A 22,656-nucleotide genomic window follows, 5' to 3' on the forward strand; every position below is an offset into this window, starting at 1 on the left:
TTGTTAATATTACTATCCGGGCGGATTAACGGATCAGTTTTGATATGGCTTTAAAGTGAGGATGTTTTGCATCTTTAAGCATGTCAAATAGCACACTTTCTAAACTCATAATCACTGCCCCATCATACCTTAATTGTTCAATTGCCCATGTTTTATGTTGAGGGTTTCTGGAAGCTATCGCATCTGCAACGACGATAACAGGTTGTCTCAACCGTAATAAATCTCGAGCGGTTTGATAGACACATACATGCGCCTCAAGACCAACAATCACTTTAATTGTTGTTGTATTTAGATTGACGGCTGAGTTTGACGAAGGATCGTTTAGTGCACTAAATGTCGTTTTTTCAAATCGACATATGTTAAAAGCAGTAAGTAGGTCATCTGTGTGCCCTAATCCTTTTGGGTATTGCTCAAACAGTAAAACTTCATGTGATAACAATTCAGCTGCGTGTAGTAGCTTTTGAGTGGTCGCCACAACGTCCGAATATTGCGCTATGTGGGGTTGAAAACTCTTTTGTATATCCACAACAAGGATTTGATAAGCGTCAGTATGGTCCATGGATTAACCCTTTAGCTATTGTTTGACATCACTTAAACTATGTACAGTAGTATCATCATTATGGATTTAAGTGAGTTATGCAATTGGAGTTTTTGGGGACGTCATCTGGAAGCCCGTCCGCTTTTCGCAATGTTTCAGGCGCTGCGGTTAAATTTGAAAAGTCAAAAAAGTGGGTATTGGTTGATTGTGGTGAGGGAACACAACATCAAATACTTAAATCTAAATTATCTCTGTATCAACTCAGTTTGATCTGTATTAGCCATATTCATGGCGATCACTGTTATGGGTTACCAGGCTTATTAGCATCTATGGCCATGTCGGGTAGAAAAGAGGCGGTTCATATTGTGGCGCCTAAAAAAGTGATTGAGTTTTTGCATGCCACATTTTCACTGACAGATTTGGCGCTGCCTTTTGATCTTAAAACTAGCGCCATTGAAGCGCTCAATTGCGCGAGTTTGAACTTTGACTTCTGTAAAATAGAAGTCATCACACTAAAACATCGAGTACCCAGCTTTGGGTTCAAAGTGAGCGAAACCCTCATACCGAATAAATTAAAAACCAGCTTGTTGAAACAACATGGTATTGCGACAGGCCCTCACTTTAATCAATTACAAAAGGGTTTTGACGTAGAGTATCAAGGGAAAGTACTCGCATCTAACACATATGCTTTCCCCAGCTGGCAGCCTCGTTCAGTGATTGTGTGTGGTGACAATGAGAAACCAAGTCTTTTAAAAGGGCACATAGACGGTGTAGACGCGTTAGTTCACGAAGCGACTTATACTCATAAAGACCTCAAGAAAGTCGGTCACCACACTGGTCATAGCGATGCGAAACGGATTGCAGAGTTTGCTAACCAAACTCACGTACCATTACTAGTATTAACACACTTTAGCGCCCGCTATCATGGGCCCGGATTGTTGGATAATTTGGAAGAGGAAGCTCACACGTATTATCAAGGTGAGCTTGTCCTCGCGAGTGACGGGCTTGTGGTTGATATTCCAAAGGTACTACTTTCTGAGAGCCTTGAATAATTCCCAGTCTTCATTTACTTGCTGCGCATATTGATTCGCTTTTTGTATCAGAATGGTAAACAGTGGAGGCAGGGCGGTTATGCAATGTTCTTGAAAATTCATTGACCGTCTGTCGCCTCTCATATGTGCGTAAGCTAACACTTGTGCACAGCTTTTAGCATATTGTTCAAAGCCATTTTTGTGTGCTGCACGCTTGCCCAAGGTGATATGCTCAGGATCAATACCGACTCGTGCATGATGACGAGAACGTACCAGCCAGTGGACACCCTGCCAAAGCGCGTCATCAATGATTAAATCAGGTCTACGCTGCATTTGTCGTTGGCAGTTGACCGTTAAGTGGGCATGGTTGAGGCGATTTATTGGACTTAAATCTTTAAAGTAGTGCAAAGGAGCTGCCAGTGTTTGCTGTTTGACTTCGACAATATGGTAAAGCGCCGGTGTATGCAGATCTTTGGGGCCTACCAGCAAATAAAAGCGCTTTAAATGGTTGCTGCCTGTGCCTGCATCTAACCTTTCAACACAGTCAATGATATCGTCGTCGACATAGGGCCTGAATTGCTCTATAAGATTGGTTCTAATATCGCTGTGAATGGGTTCAAACTTTAGTGGATCAAGTTTAAACCGCAATGGCACTGAAGTGAGTTCGACGTCTTTCGCTAAGGTACTTTTGACATTAAATGCCGAGCCACCTACCAACCGCTGCAAGCCTTTTTGCCAACGCTTGTGCAATATATGGTCTTTGTCGAAGTCAGTCAACGCGCTTTGGCTATTATTCTCACCACGTAAAGACGCTTCGCAAGTTGCAACATAATGCGCTAAAAATTCAGTTTGAGCTTGTGGTATACGCTCTGTTAATACCGCAGGCTTTTGTTTGATGTTCATCGAGTCAGTCGACTCTTTAATTTCAAGTCCGGTTTGTTGCGCTAAGTTTAAACTGACTAAAAATCGGAAAATATCCCAAATCGCATGACCGATACAGGCATCATCGAAGTCATTTGGGGTGAATACCAGTGTTTCACCATGAGAGCCCTCTTCGCTTAAAAAACCGAAGTTACTGGTATGACAATCTCCCATTATCGTGGTGACTGGAATATCGTAAACAGAGGCTGGCAGATCAATCAACCCGTCAAAAATGTCACTGTACATCAGTGGTGCAGTGCCGCGGAAAAAATGAAATGCGCTTCCTGCCATTTTTTCATGCTTGTTTAACTCTAATGATGGCACCATACCGTCATGGCGTTCAAAGTAAGATGTTAGTAGGTTTTCACGATTCATTTTACGTCCTCTTGTGCTTTATTCCGAGTTGTTGCTCTGCAAGCGCTACAATATTTGCGTCTATTGGAGGTGGTTCAATCTGCATATCTTTGCTCAATGCTTTAGTAAGCGCTTTGAGTACTTCCACACGAGCAAACCATTTATGATCGCCAACAATGACCGACCATGGTGCGCCAGAGGTATGTGTTTTTTTAAACATATCATCGATGGCCGCTTCATACTCAGTGCGTTTGTTTCTATTTCTGATATCTTCTTCGGTTAATTTCCAACGTTTGTAAGGGTTATTTAACCGTTCAGAGAATCGTTTCAGTTGCTCGTCACTACTTATATGTAAAAACAGTTTTATGACTTTAATGTTATCGTCGAGCAAAAGCTGCTCAAATTCATTGATTTCACGATAAGCGCGTTGCCATTGTGCATCTGACGCATAACCTTCAATTCGTTCTACTAAGACTCTGCCGTAATAGGAGCGGTCAAATATAGTTAGAGTGCCTTGTTTAGGAAGTTTATTGAAGAATCGATATAAATAATGCCTGCCTTGCTCATCGTCTCTGGGTGCGGCAATCGGGTAAACTTGGTAGCCACGGGGATCGAGTTTTTCAGTAACGCGGCGGATTGCGCCACCTTTTCCTGCTGCATCCCAGCCTTCAAAAACGATAACAGCTCTTTGCCCTTGGTGGTAATAGGCTTGCTGAACATGAAGTAACTCATTTTGCCAATATTTAAGCGCCTGTTTATACGCTTTTTTATTATCAATAGCTGGATATTCATTGATGTGTTTTAAAGAGGGGGACTGTGTTGTTTGTTGATTATCTATATCAATTTGGCTCACATTGATATCCTCTGTTTATATTGCTTTGGCGTTATGCTCATCACTTTTTTAAATTGCCGCGTGAAGTGAGATTGATCAGTATATTCAAGTTCATAAGCTATATCAGTTAAAGAGCATGTTGGTTTTTGTCTGAGTAAGTTTCTTGCTTTCGATACTTCCACAAGGGTTGCATACTCTTTAGCCGTCATGCCTAACGCTTGGTCAAAGGCTCTTTCTGCACGTCGGCTATTAATATGTAGGGTGTCATAAATATCAGCCAGCTTTATTGATCTCGGTGATAGTTGGATCTCTTTGGTAATGGTTTCGAGTAAGCTCGATTGTGGCTCGTAGCGCGTTTTAAAACGTTGTTCGAGCCATTGAGAAAGAAATATTATTTTCTCTTTTAGAGTGTACTCACTCTGAGTTATTTTTGTCATTAAACTTTGGCAATTTGAAACCACATCCAAAAGCTCGATGCACTGATTTTTTGTCTCTTTTAATGGCATAGTCGTAAAGCTTTTGGCCCCTAGAGGTGTCAGTCTGACGCCGATGAGATTTTGCACTTCATTTTGAAAATACCACATTGTTGTTTTAGTTTGCGGACCGATAAAATAGGCTCTATTAGATAGGTTAGTCTCGTTCATTTTCGATTTGCCTGAAGCAACAAATAATACCGATATGTACCCATCACTATGTAAAGCTTGGGGTAATAAACGATGGGTGTTGGCATACCAGAAGTTAATAACAAAGGGGCTGAGTTTCGCTGGGGGAGGTAAAATAGTATACATGCTGCCCTCATCCTTGTAGGTTGCGTTAAACTAGAAGATTATTTAATAGGTTATATTTTTAAATTTATCTCTTTAATTTATCTGGCGCAATAAAAAAGCAGCCATAGGCTGCTTTGGGTGTTTAAGTTAGTTTACTTCAATTCATAACAACACAGGATGTTTATCTAGCGTTGGTACTTTCGAAGATTTTATCTGCAGAAGCCGCTACGAAGCCCGTATACAATTCACCGTCAGGTTTGTTGTAACGAAGGGCAAACTCGTAGAAGCAACTTGGGATTTCAAATTTGCCGTCAGAGAATTCAACAGGGTGGTGATCAGCAAGTGTAGAAGATTGCTCAAGTAGTACTTCAGGTGAGCCTTTGATTTCACCACCAGATGTATTTAGAGAGAAACCTGCATCTTTAAGTGCTTGGTTTACTGCTTCTATGGTCTCAAAATTAGCGAGGTAATTGATGTTTACCGTGAAGTGGTTTGCACGGTAACCCCAAGCTGACATCCAAGCTGCGTATTCACTTTCAGCAAGTAACTTTTTATAGGTTTCATGGCTCACTTGCCAGTGCGTACCAGAGTACAAGAAGTTTTCTGCAGTAACGGCACTTTCGTCGATACTATCAATCATTTGGCCAACGATTGCTTGAAGTTCATCTGAGCACTTTTCTAAAAGTAGTTCAGAGATGAAAACTTTTGGCTTACTTGGATCGCTGTGCTCATAGTGCTTCGCATACAATTTCTTAGCTTCAAAGTGGTATTCACCACACTCTTTGTAACCAACAGCTTTGAAATGTGCAGCCAGCTTTTCTAAACCAATTTTTTCATGATTGAAAGTACGTAGTGCAATGTGGTCGTTGATGACATCGTCTTTTTGAGTTGAACCTAATAGCTCGTGTACTTTTACAGCAGATGGAGTAACTGCTAAATAGTTGCTCCAAAGGTTCTCAAATAAGCTATCTACATTGTTGTGCATAATGACAATTCCTTAATATAACGGCTTGGCCGCGTTGTAAATGTTACGACAAAGCACGACGTATTTAATTGTTATAAAACAAATCCACTGATCTTATCACCTTGCTTTAACTGCAATGCTTCTGCCGTTTTTGAGGTGATTGTGAATGTTTGTGTATGTTCATTCCATACTACCGCAGTAGTAAATGTGGCTCTAAATTGCGCTAGTTGGCCATTGGATAGCGCCCAGGTTGTTTCACTGTGGGGTAGCTCTTCAGCGATATCTAAAGTCCCGTTTTGAGTTTCCCGTACAGTCCGGATATTTTCTATTCTTGCTTCCACCGTTGGACCTGCATCAAACAAGTCAACATATCCCCTGTGCTCAAAACCTTCTTTTTGCAGCAAACGCAGCGCAGGTTTTGTTTTTTCATGCACATGGCCAATGACTGCTTGGGCCTCTGGGCTGAGTAAGTTAGCGTAAATAGGGTACTTCGGCATTAATTCAGAAATAAATACTTTGTCACCTAGGCCTACTAGGTGGTCGGCTTTTGGGAACTCAATGCTGAAAAAGTGTTCTTGTAGCCACTGCCAAAATGGACTGTGTCCATGTTCGTCGCTTACACCACGCATTTCAGCAATGACTCGGTCACTGAAGCGTTCAGCATGTTCAGCCATGAATAAAAAGCGGATACGCGACAAGAAGCGACCAGCTAATCCGCGCCTAAATTGCTCACGCAGAAATAAAGTACAGATCTCAGAACTACCCGTGTAATCATTGCAAATCGATAAAATATCAACAGTATTGTATACATTTAGAGTGCTGGAGTGATGAACCGTTTTACCCTGATGATAATGGTACAAAGGTACCTGCATACCCACTGCTGCCTCAATGGCTGTCGTTCCACTGATCTCGCCTGTTTCTAAATCTTCGAGTACAAATAAATACCCTTCATCGATAGGGGTACTTAATGACTTGCTAAAACTTTCTTGAGAACGCTGTATTTTACTTTCCAATAGCTCGTCGTCGACAGGCAATGATGTAAAGCCATGTCCTGATTCTACTGCGATGTTTTTTAAAGCAGCAAAGTCTTTGCTGCTAATAGGTCTAAGTACTTGCATAAAAATATCATTTAGGGCGACGAGTCGCCCATAAAGGTTAAGCGTTTACTACATCAGCGACAGCCAGCTCGAAGCGTGCTAGACCTGCTTTAATTTCTTCTTCTGTAATGACTAAAGAAGGTGTGAAACGAACTACATTAGTGCCAGCGACTAACGTCATTAAGCCATGCTTTGCACTTGCTACTAAGAAATCTCTTGCTTTACCTTCGTAGTCACCTTTTAGTACGCAACCTAACAACAGGCCTTTACCACGTACCTCGCTGAATACATTGTACTTTTCGTTAATGGCATTTAAGCCATCACGGAACAGTTGTTCACGCTCTTTTACTCCATTTAATACTTCAGGCGTATTAACCGTATCAAAAGCCGCTTCGGCAACGGCACATGCCAATGGGTTACCACCGTAAGTAGAACCGTGAGTACCGATTTTTAAATGCTTTGCAATATCAGTTGTGGTGATCATCGCACCAATTGGGAAGCCGCCACCAAGCGCTTTGGCAGTCGTTAAGATGTCTGGTGTTACATTTAAGCCTTGGTACGCATATAAATCACCTGTACGGCCCACACCTGTTTGTACTTCATCAAAAATAAGTAAGGCATTGTGCTTGTTACATAATTCTCTGACACCTTGCACAAACTCAACGTCTGGAGAAATGATACCGCCTTCACCTTGAAGAGGCTCCATCATAACGGCACACGTTTTGTCTGAGATTACTTTTGCAAATGTTTCTAAGTCATTGTAGTCAATGTGAGTGATATCTTGTGGTTTTGGACCAAAGCCATCTGAGTAAGCAGCTTGACCGCCGACTGTGACCGTGAAGAAGGTACGACCGTGGAAGCCTTTATTGAAAGCAATGATCTGCGTTTTTTCTTCATTATATTTATCAAGTGCAAAACGACGTGCCAGTTTTAACGCTGCTTCATTTGCTTCAGCGCCTGAGTTTGCAAAATAGACTTTGTCTGCAAATGTCGCATCAGTCAGCTTTTTAGCTAGACGCAGTGCAGGTTCATTGGTCATTACGTTTGATAAATGCCAAATCTTTTCACCTTGCTCTTTCAGAGCGTTTACCAATGCTGGGTGGCTATGACCTAGGCAGTTTACTGCGATACCGCCAGCAAAGTCGATGTACTCATCGCCGTTTTGGTCCCAAACTCGTGCACCTTTACCTTTTACTGGTATAACCGCCGATGGATTGTAGTTAGGTACCATTACTTCATCGAATAATTCGCGATTCACTTGCATGACGTCGTCCTCATTTAACTTCAACTTCAGGGACACATAGATTGTGCCTATTCTTATTCGGACATTATTGCGTGATATGATGAAAATTTGCAGTGTAATTTTGTATAAAATGAGTAGAATGTTCGTCAAAATGACATTGGTTTTATGCAAAATGATAAGTAAACAAGATGAGAGATTGATTTCTGTACTGCGTAGCAACGCAAGGGCAAGTATTTCAGAGCTGGCAAGGTTGTTGGACATGTCTAGGACAACGGTACAATCGAGGTTACAAAAACTAGAGCAAAGTGGTGTTATTCAAGGTTACAAGATTGATTTTGGGCAGGATTATTTGGGAAACCTTGTTGTGGCGCATGTTTCTATTAAGGTCAAACAAAAGCTAACAGCAAAAACCAATATTGCTTTGAAACAGCTCTCTCATATTTCTGCTTTATATGCGATAAGCGGTGAGTACGACATGATAGCCATTGTCGAGGCGCAAAGTTTAGAACAATTAAGTCAGTTATTGGATGAAATAGGGAATCTTGATGGGGTAGAAAGAACGAATTCAGCCGTTATCTTAGAGACGAAGTTTCAACGCTAATTGGCTTTGGGCAACCATACACTCGTCCCAGTGGTGGCAATGTGGTTGACATTGCCTTTAAGTACTTTATCGCCAACATTGCGTGAGGTCTCTGGGCGACTGACTAGGTAACCTTGCACACAACAAATACCCATATCTTTGACCAACTCAAACTGATCAAGTTGTTCAACACCTTCAGCAACGATTTTAAGTCCTAACTGTGCACCAAGCTCACTGATTGAGTTTAAAATTTTGAAGTATTTAGGGTTGTCTTTTGCCTGTGAAATAAAGAGTTTATCAATTTTAATTACATCTATCGGTAAATCAGCCAGTGTACTTAAAGAGCTAAAACCCGTGCCAAAATCATCAATTGCAATCGTTACACCTGCACTACGACAACGCTCAAGCTGAGCAATAATTTCATCGCTTGCTGTGATTAACGTTGACTCGGTGATTTCGATCATTAACGAGGTTGCGGGCAACCCTGACTTTTCAAGTGCTTCTAAAACCCAATCATAAACAGGGCGATGTTTAAGTTGAATACCAGACACATTCACAGAGATTTTTACTTTTTTCATCCCCGCATTGTGCCAGGCAGACATCTGTCGGCATGATTCAAGTAAGATCCAATCTCCTAACTCTAAAATTAAATTTGATTCTTCTGCAATGGGGATAAACTCAGATGGTGGAATTAACCCCTCAATAGGGTGGTGCCAACGGGTGAGGGCCTCGAAATAATCTATTGAGCAATCTTCAACATGGACAATAGGCTGGAAAGACAGTTGAAAATTTTGAGAGGCAATCGCAAGTCTCAATTCTTCTAATAAATAGTGATAGCGTCTAATCTTGTTCCCCATTTCCGGAGAATATACTCTGAATATACCCCGACCATCTGTTTTAGCACGGTACATTGCGACATCAGACATTTGTAACAGGGCATTCGGCGTGGATGCGCTATCTGGGAATACTGCAATACCGATACTGGCACTTATTTTTACAAGCTTGTTCCCAAGTACAAAATCGCGCTCTATTTCGCTAAGAATAGTTTGTGCTATCTCAGTACAAAAGCTAGTGTCATTCAAATTAGGCACAAATATAGAAAACTCGTCACCGCCTAAACGAGATAAGTTTTGGTCTAAGCCATGCACTGGGTGAGCGTCATTGAGTTTAAATTGTCTAACCACTTGCTCAAGCCTTCCAGAGACTTGGATCAATATCTCATCACCAAAGCTATGGCCAAAAGAGTCATTAACCTGTTTAAATCCATCCAAATCAATAAACAGCAATCCACACTTTGACTTGCTTTGATCTGCAATGGTGAGTTGCTCACTGATATGTTCAATATATGCATGTCTATCTATGAGCTTAGTGAGCTTATCTTGATAAACGTGACTGTCTGATTGTATTTTTATGCGTTGTAAGTTGTCACTTAAAGATTGCACTGCGTAACAAATTTGCGTAACTGGGCCACCTGAATGCAGCTCTTTATGTTTGATATCAAGCCCATTAAGTAATGCATTGAGATCTTTATTAATCGCATTAAGTGCGTCTAACTGCGTTTGTTCACGCTTATTGCGCTTTTGCTGGGTAATAAAAAATAGTACAGCGAGTATGCATAGCATGAGTAACGTGGGCGATGACCATACCAGTTTAAATATGCTGGTGGTGGGTACAACCTGATACTGAGTAGGTTGCTTAGTGATAACAACAAATGTGTGGTTATCTACTTTGATGAATTTTTGGTCGTAATAGACGAAATGATACCAAGGAGAGGTTTTCTCTATTTGCTCTATATTTTTGGTTTGCGTGTGTAAAGAGAGAAGCCCGGATTGCGCATTCAGGACGTGTTTAGCAAAAGTCAGATTTGCAGCAATACCAATTACTACAACACTGACAACAGCATAAGCTAAATTTTTTAAAACATTCTGCATGATTTACACAATCCAAAATTAACCGAAAACCGGATCCTTCATGTTCCTGTAGTATACATCAATTTGACTTCAGGGATGACAACCTTTTACACGCTTTTATTTACAAGTGCAATTATCAAAATTATTTCAATTTAATTTAGGGACAATCATTTACACTTCTCTGAGCAAGATCAAATATCAATATAATTCACTTTACACGATAATGATTCTTATCTACTTTTTTAAGTCATTGGCCTAATTATTGCTCAAATTCAGATGGGCATTAAAAAGCAATGGGCTTACTGTCCAAAAATGTACTTTTCTGGTGCAAAATTTTGCTGTATTGCACTGTAGTGAGGCGTACAAGGTTATTTTATGTACTAAACTATTCTCACAAAGCGTGTTCGTGTAGCGATATATTATACGACATAGTTTTGTGGCAAGGAACACCAACCAAGTTAGGTTTTTGGAGCCAAAAATGTTAACAAAACGTTTTTTTAAAACGAAAAACGAAGCTGAAATCACATTTGAGTTTTCTCACCCTGAAGCAAAAAAAGTAGAGCTTGTTGCAGAGTTCAATGATTGGCAGCCTCTTAACATGAGATTCAACAAAAAAGAGCAGCGATTTAAACTCAAGCACAGGCTGCCTACGGACAAGCAATTTCACTTTCGATATTTAATCAACGGCAACCAATGGGATAACGACAACTGTGCTGATGGTTATGCTGCGAATGGTTTTGGCAGCGAAAACAGCATTGTTGATACGCAAAGATTGGCTTAGTCGCCAATGGAAGGATTACAGCAACTTTTTTATCTTCATGGTATTGGGTTTGATTTTGTTAAATACGATGGAGAGCATGTCGTTTTTGACAATTTAACTAGGCAAGCTGCACTTGAGTGCTGCGGTGTCAATCTTCATGATCCGCAGACCATTGAAAATTTGAACTTCGAGTTGGATATTGCACCTTGGACGAGAGTCGTTGAAGAAGTTACTTTATGTAGTAGTGAGTCAGGTAAATTTTTGCTCAAGATCCATGAATCTTTTAAACACTCAATGGTGGGCATAAAAGCACAAGCTGCAGGTATCGATACAACGATTTTACTCAGTGCGTGTGAGGAGGTCGGTGAGTATATTCACAACGGCGAGCGCTATATCGGAGTTGATGTTGTTTTGGGCCAATTACCCATTGGCTATTTTGATATGACACTGGAAGGCGCTTTTGGTGAAGTCTCATCAGAGCTGTGGTCAGTGCCTAAACATTGCTACAACCCATATTATAATGACAGCAACAAAAAACCACTTGGGATATCTTTACAACTCTATACACTCAAAAGCGACCGAAATTATGGCATTGGAGATTTTGCTGATTTAAAGCAACTCATTGATTTATTCGCTTTGCAAGGAGGTGATTTTGTTCTGCTAAATCCACTTCATTTGCTGTTTTCAGATAGTCCAGAAGAAGCCAGCCCATATAGCCCGTCTCACCGTTGCCTCATAAACCCTTTGTATATTGCCCTTGATGATATTGAGCAGACTGTTGGCAATGATTGTACGCAGCGATTCACGTCGACGGCCGATGTCGGGTCGGGCAGGGTGACCTCAAGCAAGTTTATTGACTACACTAAAACGTCAAATTTGAAATATAAGCTGTTTGAGCGATTGTATGAATGCTGGTTAGAAAGCCCCTATAGAATGGATTGTTTCAACCAGTTTATTGATGAAAAGCAAGTCATATTAAACGGCCTAGAATTAAGTCGTTTTGAATGGTTCTTGCAATGGCTTTGCTCGGAGCAGTTGGCCAGTTGTCAAGCTTTGTGTATAGCAAAAGGAATGGAGATCGGGCTGGTTAATGATTTAGCAGTTGGGTGCACCGGAGGGGGGGTAGAGTTTGGTTGTTACCAGTCTTGCTTTACTGAAAAAGCAAATATTGGCGCACCGCCTGATCCATGGGCAGAGCAGGGCCAAAACTGGGGGATGCCAGCACTAAACCCAATCAGAATCAAGCAAAACAAGTTTGCTTATTTTAAGTCGCTTGTCCGCTCTAACCTGAATCATGTTGGTGCATTACGCATAGATCATGTCATGTCATTGAGACGGCTGTGGTGGTGTTTTAACAGTGAAGGGCGAGATCTTGGTTGTTATGTTTATTATCCATTTGATTATCTTTTGGCAATACTCAAAATTGAATCGCACTTGCATCATTCTCTTGTAATAGGTGAAGACTTGGGTGTGGTACCACCAGAGGTAACTCAGGCGCTCCACGAATCCGCTATTTTTGGGAATACGCTATTTTATTTTGAAAAGAATCATGAGGGAGAGTTCAAGGCGACTGAAGAACTTAGGGAAAATGCGTTAATTATGGTTGCCAATCATGACGTACCACCTTTTCATGGCTGGTGGACGGAAAAAGACATTGATATCAAGTATGAGTATGGGCTGGTTGACAAACATCAATCCCATCACCAAAAACATGCTCGTACAGTAGAGAAACAACGCTTAGTCAAGTGGCTTAGTGAGCACGATGGAGCTGATTTTGATATGAGCGCAGATAGTCAAGATGTCTACAGAGCTGTCATGCAGATATTGGCTAAAAGCCCGAGTAAGTTGTTGGCTATTCAGCTAGATGATCTGGATTCGCAAGCGTTTCCCGTAAATATACCGGGTACGAATAAGGAGTATCCGAACTGGCGTCGCAAATTAAATCATGAACTTGATGAATTATTCGAATTTAATAAAAACTTTATTCAGCATCTCAATGCAACCAGGAAGCAATAATGAATACCGTAAGTAAAAATGTTGAGATTTTAGAAGATTACACAGATCAGGTCAGTGCTTTACAAGCTGGCACATTTTCGGATCCTTTCAGTTTTTTGGGGCCTCACAGTGTGAAGGTTGGACCAAAGGTGTATACGGTTTTACGTGTTTATATCCCCAGTGCCCACAGTGTTTCCGTTGTATTAAACAAAAAAACGAAAAAGCTTGCGCGTTATTTGGAAACTGACTTATTTACTATCGTCTTAGATACTGAGCTTGATATTAGAAATTATCGACTAAAAGTAGAGTTTGAGTCGGGTCCTTTGTTTTTTAAAGACGTTTACAGCTTTAGCAGTGCCTTAGATGTAGATGCAATGTATCTATTCAATGAAGGGACATTAGAGCATGGATACGATCATTTTGGCGCGCGCTTTATTGAGCATCAGGGCGTACAGGGGGTTCAGTTTAGTGTTTGGGCGCCAAATGCTAAATGTGTATCTGTGATTGGTGAATTCAATTATTGGCAAGCTAGCCAACATTTTATGCGTCATCATCCTGCCAGTGGCGTATGGGATTTATTTATTCCAGGCTTATCAGCGGATAGTTGTTATAAATTTGCCATTACCACTGTAAATGGAGAAAAGTTAGAGAAAGCAGACCCTTACGCTAGAAAAATGCAGCAAGCGCCAGGCACTGCAAGCGTACTGCAACAAAGCCTAAACTTACAACCTTTGGACAAAAAAGAGTCGCAGTTGCGTGCAAAGCGTAATCATGTAGAGGCTCCGATATCGATTTATGAAGTGCATTTAGGTTCTTGGAAGCGCAGAGAGCACGAGGGAAACCGCTTTTTAACTTATCGAGAACTCGCTGATGATCTAGTCCCTTACGTAAAAAAGCTAGGGTTTTCACATATCCAGCTGATGCCCATCAGTGAGTTTCCTTTTGATGGTTCATGGGGGTATCAACCTGTCGGTTTATTTGCCCCTTCAAGCCGTTTTGGCTCTGTAGATGACTTTACATATTTCAGCAAAGTATGTAACGAGTATGAAATAGGACTTTTACTTGATTGGGTGCCAGGTCACTTTCCGACTGATCCTCATGGCCTTAACCGCTTTGACGGTACACATTTGTATGAACATGCTGACAAGCGTCAAGGATTTCATCCTGATTGGAACACATGTGTTTTTAATTATGATAGGCCAGAAGTAAAAAGCTATTTGCTCTCTAATGCAAACTACTGGGTTTCAGAGTTTCAATTAGATGGGTTGAGAGTCGATGCAGTGGCATCCATGTTGTATTTGGATTACTCCAGAAATGATGGTGAGTGGGTAGCAAACCAATATGGAGGCAGAGAAAACCTGGGTGCGATAGATTGCTTACAAAGAAGTAATGCCGTTTGTTATAAAAATTCGCCTCATGCCATGATGGTTGCTGAAGAATCTACCGCCTGGCCAGGTGTAACACAAAGTGTTGATCATGGTGGGCTCGGATTTGGATACAAATGGAATATGGGTTGGATGAATGACAGCCTAGGTTATATGCAGCGAGATCCGATTCATAGAAAATTCCATCATCATGAAATGACTTTCTCAATGGCGTATGCATTTTCTGAAAATTACATATTGCCATTAAGTCATGATGAGGTTGTCCATGGAAAAGGATCGCTATTGAGCAAAATGCCGGGAGATGATTGGCAGCAATTCGCAAGCCTGCGTGCATATTATGGTTTCATGTTTGCTCATCCAGGTAAAAAGTTACTCTTTATGGGGAGTGAGCTAGCACCAAGAGAAGAGTGGGATCACAATCAACAGCTCAATTGGTCTTTATTGGAAAGTGATGCACATAAAGGAGTTTTTGACTCTGTAAAAGCACTGAACGAAGTATATCATTCAGCACCTTCATTATACGAGGTTGATGGTTCGCCAGCTGGTTTCAGATGGATAGATTGCGATAATAGTGAACAATCAATATTGAGCTTTGTGAGATATGGTAAGCAGCAGTCAGAGATTATGGTTGTTGTAAGCCACTTTACGCCTCAGGTGTTCCATCATTTCCGTTTGGGCGTGCCCAAAAGTGGTGTTTATCAAGTTGTTTTTAACTCGGATGAGAAGCGTTTTTATGGCAGTGGTGTAAACGTTGTGGCTCATCGGCAGCAACTTGTACAAAGCAAAGCGGTCTCAAGTCATGGTTTAGACAATAGTATTGAAATTACGATACCGCCTCTCAGTACCGTCTATTTAAAATTTATATCGGCATAAGCATGGTTATATCTCATAAAGGTAAGATGTTTCCGCTTGGCAGCACAGTGTCCGACGCCGGCGTTAATTTTGCGGTCTACGCGCCTAATGCAGACAGAGTATGTCTTTGCCTATTTGATGGGTTTGGCAGATGTGAGCGAGACAGAATAGATATGTATGGCCACGAAGGGGGCGTGTGGAGTGTCTTTGTAGACTCCCTCAAGGAGGGGGCTCTTTATGGCTATCGAGTAGATGGCCCTTACAGCCTCTCAGATGGGCACTTTTTTAATATTAATAAATTGCTTCTTGATCCTTATGCAAAGGACTTCAGTGGTGAGTTTACTTGGAGCGAACGTCACTATTGCCATTTACCTGTTGGAGAATTTAATACCTTAGACAATGCCATTGATATGCCGAAGTCTAAGGTGGTTAAAGCGCAGTTGTATACAGGTAAAAAGCCAAATATTGCTTGGTGCGATACGTTTATTTATGAGTGCCATGTGAAAGGCGCTACGCAATTACACCCAGAAATTGAAAAATCCCAAATTGGAAAATTTTCCGCACTGGTGCAGCCGAGCTTTTTGCAACACCTCAAGTCACTGGGAGTAACTGCGATAGAGTTGTTACCTGTTCACGCTTTTGTTAGTGAACAGTTTTTGACTACTAAAGGTTTACAAAATTATTGGGGGTACAACACGCTGAGCTTTTTCGTGCCCCACAAAGCTTATTGTGTAAATGGTGATATCAATGAGTTTAAAGCTATGGTGCGACAATTTCATGAACATGATATTGAGGTGATCATAGATGTTGTATACAACCACACTGCAGAAAGCGGCATCGATGGCCCTATGCTGTCTTTCAAAGGGCTAAATAATAACGGATATTATCGAACATTAAATTCTTCAGAATCTGCTTATATCAATGATACTGGCTGTGGTAACACGGTGAATATTGATGACCCGATAACTTTAAAACTTATTATGGACAGTCTCAGATATTGGGTCGAAGTAATGGGGGTTGATGGGTTTAGGTTTGACTTAGCGACAATTCTTGGACGAACCTCAGAGGGCTTTACGAGCCGCCATGCATTTTTTCAGGCAATTTTACAAGACCCAATCTTATCTTCCGTGAAATTAATTGCAGAGCCTTGGGATGTAGGACCTGGTGGGTACCAACTTGGCGCGTTTCCGCCTCCTTGGCGAGAGTGGAATGATAAATATCGCGATGTAGTTAGGCGCTTTTGGCGAGGTGATGGTGGGACGTTGCCTGAACTTGCAAAGCGGATCCATGGCTCTAATGATTTGTTTGAACATAATCAACGGGGACCGCTTAATTCAATTAACTTTTTGACTAGCCATGATGGTTATAGTCTCGCTGATTGGACGAGTTTTGAGCATAAGCACAATGAAGCAAATGGTGAGAACAACCGCGATGGACATAGCGAAAACTACTCGTTTAATTGCGGCGTAGAAGGTGCGACAAGCAATAGTGAGGTCAACAACCTACGTATCAAAATGCAATTGAATGCGTTGGTTACCCTGTTTTTGTCAAAGGGAGTACCGATGATAGCGGCTGGGACCGAGTTGAATCATAGCCAGCTCGGTAACAATAACGCTTATTGCCAAGACAATGAAGTCAACTGGTTAGATTGGTCAGGCCAAAATATGACTCATTCGTTGAGTCAATCTATCTCAGATTTAATTAAATTAAGAAAGCAATTAAGTGTGTTTCAGCACCCATTCTTCGTGCATGCTGATGATGAGCGGTTTTCGGTAGAATGGTTAAATAAAGACATGCTTCCGATGAGTGAAAGCGATTGGCATGACGAAGAGAATAAAACGCTTATGTATGTCCTTGCCGATAAACTCAAATCAAAAGCGGTGATGGTGATTTTAAATGCAGATAAAGAGCACTTGTCCATATCGCTTCCAACTTCCCCTTTTTCTAGTAGCTGGGAATGCATGTTTACGTCAGAACACGCTTTTGACGCAAAGACGCTTCCTATCTCTTTTTGTCTAACTGGACAGAGTGCCTGGGTACTTGTGTCAAATTTAGAGGAAAACACGAATGACTGACAAAAAGTCTAATGTGTGTGTTGTTAAACACTGGCAGGACGCGCCGAAGCTTAATGAGAGCGCACTAGCAGATGATTTAAATCGGCATTTTTATTATACCTTAGGCCGCGATAGGGTTGGAGAGTCAAAGCACTATTTATTTCAAGCGCTAGCGTTAACAATCAGAGATAGGATGGTGGCTCGATGCAGAGCGACGAACCAGCATTTAGCACAGCAAAAAACCAAAAAAGCGGCTTACCTCTCACTCGAGTTTTTGATGGGACGTGCACTGGGTAATGCTATTTTGAATTTAGATCTTGAAGGGCAAGTAAAATCTGCACTTAAAGAATATGGTACAGACTTGGAAGAACTCGAGTCTGCTGAACATGATGCTGGGCTAGGGAACGGCGGTTTGGGAAGGCTTGCAGCATGCTTTTTAGATAGTTGCGCATCGCTTGGTTTACCCGTGGTTGGTTATGGTATTCGCTATGAGTACGGTATGTTTAATCAATCTATCGAACATGGCGTGCAAATAGAGCAACCGGATAAATGGTTAAGGGAAGGTCACCCTTGGGAGCTCAGCGCGCCTGAGCAAGCGAAAGTGGTTAAGTTTTTTGGTAACGTAGAAATCCATACTGACAAACATGGCCGTACTCACCACCAATGGGTCAACTCGCAAGATGTTTTAGCCGTGCCTTTTGATGTTCCAATCCCAGGTTATCGAAACGGTGTAGTGAATACGCTGAGACTGTGGAAAGCAGAAGCCACAGATGAATTTAATCTGAAAGAGTTTAATGCTGGCAGTTACTCCGAGGCTGTGGCGAAGAAAAATTTAGCTGAGCAAATTACCATGGTGTTATATCCGAATGATGCCAGCGAAAATGGTAAAGAGCTACGATTGCGACAGCAGTACTTTTTATCGAGCGCAAGTTTGCAAGATATATTACATCAGTGGACTGAACAGCATGGCAATGATTTTAGCGATTTTGCTCAATATCATGTGTTTCAGCTTAATGACACTCATCCCAGTGTTGCTGTTGCTGAGCTAATGCGCTTATTACTGGATGAGTATGAGCTTGAGTGGGAACAAGCTTGGCAAATAACCACGACGACTATGGCCTATACAAATCACACTTTATTGCCAGAGGCTTTGGAGAAATGGTCGGTTTCGTTATTCAGTCGTCTACTGCCAAGAGTGCTCGAAATAATTTACGAAATAAATGCGCGATTCTTAGCTGAAGTGGCACTGAAATGGCCAGGAGATGTTGATAAACAAAGTCAACTTTCTTTGATTGAAGAGGGTCCTGAGCCACAAATCAGAATGGCATATTTGGCCATTGTTGGTAGCTTTTCTGTAAACGGTGTCGCCGCTTTACATACTGAATTGCTTAAATCAGGCCTATTTAATACTTTTTATAATTTATGGCCCAACAAGTTTAACAACAAAACCAATGGCGTCACACCAAGAAGGTGGCTTGCACATTGTAACCCAGATTTAGCGGCATTGATCACCGATAAAATTGGTGCAGGGTGGCAAGCAGACTTTTCCGAGATCAGTGCGATAAGAAGGTACTATGATAAACCTGCTTTTCACACACAGTGGCAAAAAGTGAAGGAGGCTAACAAGGCCAAATTAGCTGAGTTAGTTAAAGCGCGGTGTGATGTTGAGTTTGATACTAGCATGATATTTGATGTGCAGGTGAAGCGCATTCACGAATATAAGCGGCAGCTGTTGAACATTTTGCATGTTATTGCGTTGTATGACCAGATCCGTCGAGGCGATGTAAAAGACATTGTGCCAAGGTGCGTTTTATTTGGTGGTAAGGCGGCACCCGGTTATTACATGGCTAAGCTTATCATTAAGCTAATTAATAATGTGGCGAATGTGGTCAATAAAGACAGTGCTGCCCAGCCTTATTTAAGAGTGGCTTTCTTGCCAAATTATAATGTAACCGCAATGGAAACTATTTGTGCTGCCACTGATCTATCCCAACAAATATCTACAGCAGGTAAAGAGGCCAGTGGTACGGGTAATATGAAATTCATGATGAATGGAGCTGTGACTATTGGCACGTTGGATGGTGCAAATATAGAAATTAGAGAACAAGTTGGAGATGACAACTTCTTTTTGTTTGGGGTCACTGCAGAGCAAGCGAACCAGGTAAGGCAGCACTATGATCCAACAGCCATTATTGATGCATTTGCGCCATTGAAAAATGCCATGAAATTGCTGAAAAGTGGCCATTTTAATTTGTTCGAACCTAATATTTTCGATGACATTATCGGATCAATTACAAGCCCAAATGACCCGTGGTTGGTTGCTCAAGATTTTGAAAGTTACTTTGAAGCTCAAAAGCGGGCAGCAAAAAGTTATACGAATAAAACACTGTGGAATCGTATGAGTATTTTAAATACAGCGGCTAGTGGCACTTTTTCTAGCGATCGTACTATTTCTCAGTACAGCGAAGAGATTTGGCGATTGAAACCAATGCAGTAACCGCCGTGAACAATAATATGGAGATAAGAAATGCCGAGTTATGCAAACCGTTATATAAGTAACCTGACAAGAGACACTTATGCATTGATCCTTGCAGGTGGACGTGGCAGTCGGTTGCACGAATTAACCGACTGGCGCGCAAAGCCGGCGGTGTACTTTGGTGGAAAGCACAGAATCATTGATTTCCCGTTGTCTAATTGTATTAATTCAGGGATACGTCGAGTGGGTATTGCAACGCAATATAAATCTCACTCACTGATTAGGCATGTAAATAGAGCATGGGGACACTTTAAAAAGGAGCTGGGAGAATCTGTAGAAATCCTACCTGCTTCACAGCGTTATGGCGATGAATGGTATTGCGGTACTGCTGATGCAGTATTTCAGAATATGGACATAATCCGTCATGAGCTACCAAAATACGTCATGATATTGTCGGGCGATCACGTGTACAGAATGGACTATGGCGCATTGATCGCGAAACATGTCGAAACGGGCGCTGATATGACGGTTTGTTGTTTAGAAGTTGATTGTGATGAAGCGGCAAATACATTTGGCGTCATGACTGTAGATGAAGGTAAACGGGTCCGTCGTTTTGATGAAAAGCCTGCAGAGCCTGCATCTATTCCAGGTAAGCCAGGCACTTGTTTAGCCTCTATGGGTAATTATGTATTCAATACAGAGTTCTTGTTTGAACAGCTAAAACGAGATGCGCAAAGAGAGGGGTCAGGGCGGGACTTCGGTCACGACATCATTCCTTCAATAATCGAAGAGCATAATGTATTTGCTTTTCCATTTAGGGATCCTAGTCATCCTGGACAGCCATATTGGAGAGATGTGGGCACCATAGATTCTTTCTGGGAAGCGAATATGGAGTTGGTATCTGTTCAGCCGCAACTTGATCTGTATGATCCATCTTGGCCTATTTGGACTTATCAAGAGCAGCTTCCACCTGCCAAATTTATATTTGATGACGAAAATAGACGTGGGATGGCGGTAGACTCTACGGTCTCTGGCGGCTGTATAATTTCAGGTGCCGTGGTTCGTAAATCTCTATTGTTTTCAAATGTTCATGTGCATTCTTATTGTGAAATAGAAGGTGCAGTTGTGCTTCCAGGTGTTAAGATAAACCGTCATTGTAGGATTAAGAACGCAATTATTGACAGAAGCTGTGAGATCCCAACTGGTATGAGAATTGGATTCGACCCAGAGGAAGACCGCAGTAATGGTTTCAGAGTCTCAAATAAAGGTATCGTACTCGTTACTAGAGATATGCTTGCTGCCTTGCAAGCAAGCCAAAAACCAAAAGAGTCAAGTTTGGAAAGCGCTTAAGGTTAAATTATGCATGTAGTAATGGTGGCAGCGGAAAATGATAGGTTGCCAAATTGCAAGGTTGGGGGCGTCGCGGATGTTATTCGCGATATCCCTTACGCTTTGTCTCGTCTTGATATCAGTACCTCTGTCATTGTGCCTGATTATGGGCAAGCTAATTTAAATAGACAGTTCGTTGCTGACATTGCAGTTCCTTTTAAACAGCACCTAGAAACTGCTGTGTTGTGGCTAGTTGAGAAAGCTGACGGGGTGTCACAGTATGTTATCTCTCACTCTCTTTTTTCTGAGCATGGAGGATCTGTTTATTGTAATGATGTAGACAGGCCGTTTTATACCGATGCTAATAAGTTTGCGTTTTTTAGCGCCGCAGTTTGTGAAGTCATCGAACACGGGCTTATTGGCAAGGTAGATGTGTTACATTTACATGACTGGCACGCTGCTTGTGTGGCCGTTTTACGACAGTTTAGTCCGCGATTCAATGTTCTGAAGCAAGTAAAAACCGTCTTTACAGTGCATAATCTTGCATTGCAAGGCGTGAGGCCTTTTAACGGGGATGAATCTAGCCTTGAAGCTTGGTTTCCGACGATGAGCTATGATGGTCAACAGATATGTGATCATCTTTATCCTCATTGTTTTAACCCCATGAGAGCTGCAATAGGCTTAGTAGACAAGGTGCACTTGGTGTCGCCTACTTACTGTGAAGAAGTGCAAAGAAGTAGTGACCATCAAGCGGGCTTTTTTGGTGGTGAAGGCTTAGAGCATGATATGCAAATTGCGGCGAGTAAAGGGAAACTTGTCGGGATCCTAAATGGCTGTGAGTATTCACAGCAGCAGCCTAAACCAGATCTGGCAGACTTATTTAGTAGTGCTGAGTCTAATATCTTTAAATGGATGGCAAAGTCAGCGGAATTGAAAAGTGTTTATTACATTGCACATCAACGTCTGCTTGCATGGCAAAAAACACCCTGTGAGGGCCCTTTAGTAACGAGTGTAGGCCGATTGACAAATCAAAAAGTATTTTTGCTTAAACAAGTAATCGATGGCGATATGACTTTTGATCATTTAGCAAGGGCACTCAGTGATCAGAAAGGAAGGATGATTGTACTTGGTTCAGGCGATCATGAATTAGAATTTTTGTTTTCACAAGTTATGGCTCGTAATGAAAATGTGCTTTACTTAAATGGCTATGGGCAGGATGTTGGTGATCTGTTGTACGCATTGGGCGATTTGTTTTTAATGCCGAGCTCTTTTGAACCTTGCGGGATTAGTCAAATGTTGGCAATGAGAGCGGGTCAGCCATGCTTAGTTAATTCGGTTGGAGGACTCGCCGATACGGTATCTGATAATGAAAATGGGTTTACTTTTTGTGGAGATAATATACAAAATCAGGCTTATAACTTATTAGAAAGGTTTAAAGCGTGTATAAATGTATTTATCCATCACAGAGATGAGTATAATAGAATAGCCGCTGGTGCATCTCAAAGTAGATTCACTTGGGAACAAAGCGCAATTCAGTACAAGGAAAATTTATATGAGTAGATGATATC

At 41.5% G+C, this 22,656-nt stretch carries 17 protein-coding genes; 9 read left to right on the top strand and 8 right to left on the bottom strand.

From position 1 onward, the window contains the following. Positions 1 to 25: 25 nt before the first annotated feature. On the bottom strand, positions 26 to 559 hold the full coding sequence (locus JF50_RS15420; RefSeq protein WP_039610326.1) for an isochorismatase family protein: 534 nt from the start codon (positions 557 to 559) through the stop codon (positions 26 to 28). A gap of 77 nt (positions 560 to 636) precedes the next feature. Between JF50_RS15420 and JF50_RS15425 the strand changes: the two genes are divergently transcribed. Next, positions 637 to 1,590 (top strand): ribonuclease Z, encoded by a 954-nt coding sequence (locus JF50_RS15425; protein WP_039610327.1) that lies wholly within the window; start codon positions 637 to 639, stop codon positions 1,588 to 1,590. Here the strand turns inward: JF50_RS15425 and JF50_RS15430 are convergent. The 6 genes from JF50_RS15430 to JF50_RS15455 all read right to left on the bottom strand — a co-directional run bounded on the left by JF50_RS15430 (position 1,567) and on the right by JF50_RS15455 (position 7,768). Then, the gene (locus JF50_RS15430) at positions 1,567 to 2,865 is read right to left on the bottom strand and encodes a DUF2252 family protein (protein WP_039610328.1); all 1,299 of its coding nucleotides are present in this window, start codon (positions 2,863 to 2,865) and stop codon (positions 1,567 to 1,569) included. The two genes, JF50_RS15425 and JF50_RS15430, sit on opposite strands and share 24 nt — an antisense overlap. Position 2,866: 1 nt before the next feature. Further along, the gene (locus JF50_RS15435) at positions 2,867 to 3,697 is read right to left on the bottom strand and encodes a polyphosphate kinase 2 family protein (protein ID WP_152614559.1); all 831 of its coding nucleotides are present in this window, start codon (positions 3,695 to 3,697) and stop codon (positions 2,867 to 2,869) included. Next, on the bottom strand, positions 3,694 to 4,464 hold the full coding sequence (locus JF50_RS15440; protein ID WP_039610330.1) for a helix-turn-helix domain-containing protein: 771 nt from the start codon (positions 4,462 to 4,464) through the stop codon (positions 3,694 to 3,696). The genes JF50_RS15435 and JF50_RS15440 overlap by 4 nt, the downstream gene beginning before the upstream one ends. A gap of 160 nt (positions 4,465 to 4,624) precedes the next feature. Further along, a complete protein-coding gene (locus JF50_RS15445; protein ID WP_039610331.1) occupies positions 4,625 to 5,428 on the bottom strand; it encodes a DUF1338 domain-containing protein in 804 nt (267 codons plus the stop codon). Between the two features lie 71 nt (positions 5,429 to 5,499). Then, entirely contained in the window at positions 5,500 to 6,525 is a 1,026-nt protein-coding gene (gene astA, locus JF50_RS15450; RefSeq protein ID WP_039610332.1) for an arginine N-succinyltransferase, read from the bottom strand. 37 nt (positions 6,526 to 6,562) lie between these two features. Continuing rightward, positions 6,563 to 7,768, bottom strand: coding sequence for an aspartate aminotransferase family protein (locus JF50_RS15455; protein WP_039610333.1), 1,206 nt, complete (start codon positions 7,766 to 7,768; stop codon positions 6,563 to 6,565). 151 nt (positions 7,769 to 7,919) lie between these two features. Between JF50_RS15455 and JF50_RS15460 the strand changes: the two genes are divergently transcribed. Next, positions 7,920 to 8,348, top strand: coding sequence for an Lrp/AsnC family transcriptional regulator (locus tag JF50_RS15460; RefSeq protein ID WP_039610980.1), 429 nt, complete (start codon positions 7,920 to 7,922; stop codon positions 8,346 to 8,348). Here JF50_RS15460 and JF50_RS15465 read toward each other — a convergent pair. Next, entirely contained in the window at positions 8,345 to 10,258 is a 1,914-nt protein-coding gene (locus JF50_RS15465; protein WP_039610334.1) for a putative bifunctional diguanylate cyclase/phosphodiesterase, read from the bottom strand. The genes JF50_RS15460 and JF50_RS15465 overlap by 4 nt on opposite strands. Before the next feature lie 457 nt (positions 10,259 to 10,715). Between JF50_RS15465 and JF50_RS15470 the strand changes: the two genes are divergently transcribed. From JF50_RS15470 to JF50_RS15500, 7 genes are read left to right on the top strand one after another with little or no spacing between them, the layout of a single operon-like run. Continuing rightward, positions 10,716 to 11,018: an isoamylase early set domain-containing protein gene (locus JF50_RS15470; RefSeq protein WP_039610335.1), complete on the top strand. Its 303-nt coding sequence runs from the start codon at positions 10,716 to 10,718 to the stop codon at positions 11,016 to 11,018. A gap of 6 nt (positions 11,019 to 11,024) precedes the next feature. Continuing rightward, a complete protein-coding gene (gene malQ / locus JF50_RS15475; protein ID WP_039610336.1) occupies positions 11,025 to 13,013 on the top strand; it encodes a 4-alpha-glucanotransferase in 1,989 nt (662 codons plus the stop codon). Further along, entirely contained in the window at positions 13,013 to 15,250 is a 2,238-nt protein-coding gene (gene glgB, locus JF50_RS15480; RefSeq protein WP_039610337.1) for a 1,4-alpha-glucan branching protein GlgB, read from the top strand. Before malQ ends, glgB begins: the two co-directional genes overlap by 1 nt. A 2-nt stretch (positions 15,251 to 15,252) precedes the next feature. After that, positions 15,253 to 17,304: a glycogen debranching protein GlgX gene (gene glgX / locus JF50_RS15485; RefSeq protein WP_052262352.1), complete on the top strand. Its 2,052-nt coding sequence runs from the start codon at positions 15,253 to 15,255 to the stop codon at positions 17,302 to 17,304. Then, a complete protein-coding gene (locus JF50_RS15490) occupies positions 17,297 to 19,780 on the top strand; it encodes a glycogen/starch/alpha-glucan phosphorylase (protein WP_039610338.1) in 2,484 nt (827 codons plus the stop codon). The genes glgX and JF50_RS15490 overlap by 8 nt, the downstream gene beginning before the upstream one ends. Positions 19,781 to 19,810: 30 nt before the next feature. Continuing rightward, complete coding sequence (glgC, locus tag JF50_RS15495; protein ID WP_039610339.1) at positions 19,811 to 21,109, top strand: glucose-1-phosphate adenylyltransferase; 1,299 nt, start codon at positions 19,811 to 19,813, stop codon at positions 21,107 to 21,109. A gap of 9 nt (positions 21,110 to 21,118) precedes the next feature. Then, entirely contained in the window at positions 21,119 to 22,648 is a 1,530-nt protein-coding gene (locus JF50_RS15500; RefSeq protein WP_039610340.1) for a glycogen synthase, read from the top strand. The last annotated feature ends 8 nt before the right edge of the window (positions 22,649 to 22,656 follow it).

This window comes from Pseudoalteromonas luteoviolacea (genome assembly GCF_000814765.1).
Lineage (GTDB): Bacteria > Pseudomonadota > Gammaproteobacteria > Enterobacterales > Alteromonadaceae > Pseudoalteromonas > Pseudoalteromonas luteoviolacea_H.

Bases quoted from the DNA above. Each gene is read 5' to 3' on its own strand.
- JF50_RS15420 (WP_039610326.1), bottom strand. From the start codon at position 559: ATGGACCATACTGACGCTTATCAAATCCTTGTTGTGGATATACAAAAG.
- JF50_RS15425 (WP_039610327.1), top strand. From the start codon at position 637: ATGCAATTGGAGTTTTTGGGGACGTCATCTGGAAGCCCGTCCGCTTTT.
- JF50_RS15430 (WP_039610328.1), bottom strand. From the start codon at position 2,865: ATGAATCGTGAAAACCTACTAACATCTTACTTTGAACGCCATGACGGT.
- JF50_RS15440 (WP_039610330.1), bottom strand. From the start codon at position 4,464: ATGTATACTATTTTACCTCCCCCAGCGAAACTCAGCCCCTTTGTTATT.
- JF50_RS15445 (WP_039610331.1), bottom strand. From the start codon at position 5,428: ATGCACAACAATGTAGATAGCTTATTTGAGAACCTTTGGAGCAACTAT.
- astA (WP_039610332.1), bottom strand. From the start codon at position 6,525: ATGCAAGTACTTAGACCTATTAGCAGCAAAGACTTTGCTGCTTTAAAA.
- JF50_RS15455 (WP_039610333.1), bottom strand. From the start codon at position 7,768: ATGCAAGTGAATCGCGAATTATTCGATGAAGTAATGGTACCTAACTAC.
- JF50_RS15460 (WP_039610980.1), top strand. From the start codon at position 7,920: ATGATAAGTAAACAAGATGAGAGATTGATTTCTGTACTGCGTAGCAAC.
- JF50_RS15465 (WP_039610334.1), bottom strand. From the start codon at position 10,258: ATGCAGAATGTTTTAAAAAATTTAGCTTATGCTGTTGTCAGTGTTGTA.
- JF50_RS15470 (WP_039610335.1), top strand. From the start codon at position 10,716: ATGTTAACAAAACGTTTTTTTAAAACGAAAAACGAAGCTGAAATCACA.
- malQ (WP_039610336.1), top strand. From the start codon at position 11,025: ATGGAAGGATTACAGCAACTTTTTTATCTTCATGGTATTGGGTTTGAT.
- glgB (WP_039610337.1), top strand. From the start codon at position 13,013: ATGAATACCGTAAGTAAAAATGTTGAGATTTTAGAAGATTACACAGAT.
- glgX (WP_052262352.1), top strand. From the start codon at position 15,253: ATGGTTATATCTCATAAAGGTAAGATGTTTCCGCTTGGCAGCACAGTG.
- JF50_RS15490 (WP_039610338.1), top strand. From the start codon at position 17,297: ATGACTGACAAAAAGTCTAATGTGTGTGTTGTTAAACACTGGCAGGAC.
- glgC (WP_039610339.1), top strand. From the start codon at position 19,811: ATGCCGAGTTATGCAAACCGTTATATAAGTAACCTGACAAGAGACACT.
- JF50_RS15500 (WP_039610340.1), top strand. From the start codon at position 21,119: ATGCATGTAGTAATGGTGGCAGCGGAAAATGATAGGTTGCCAAATTGC.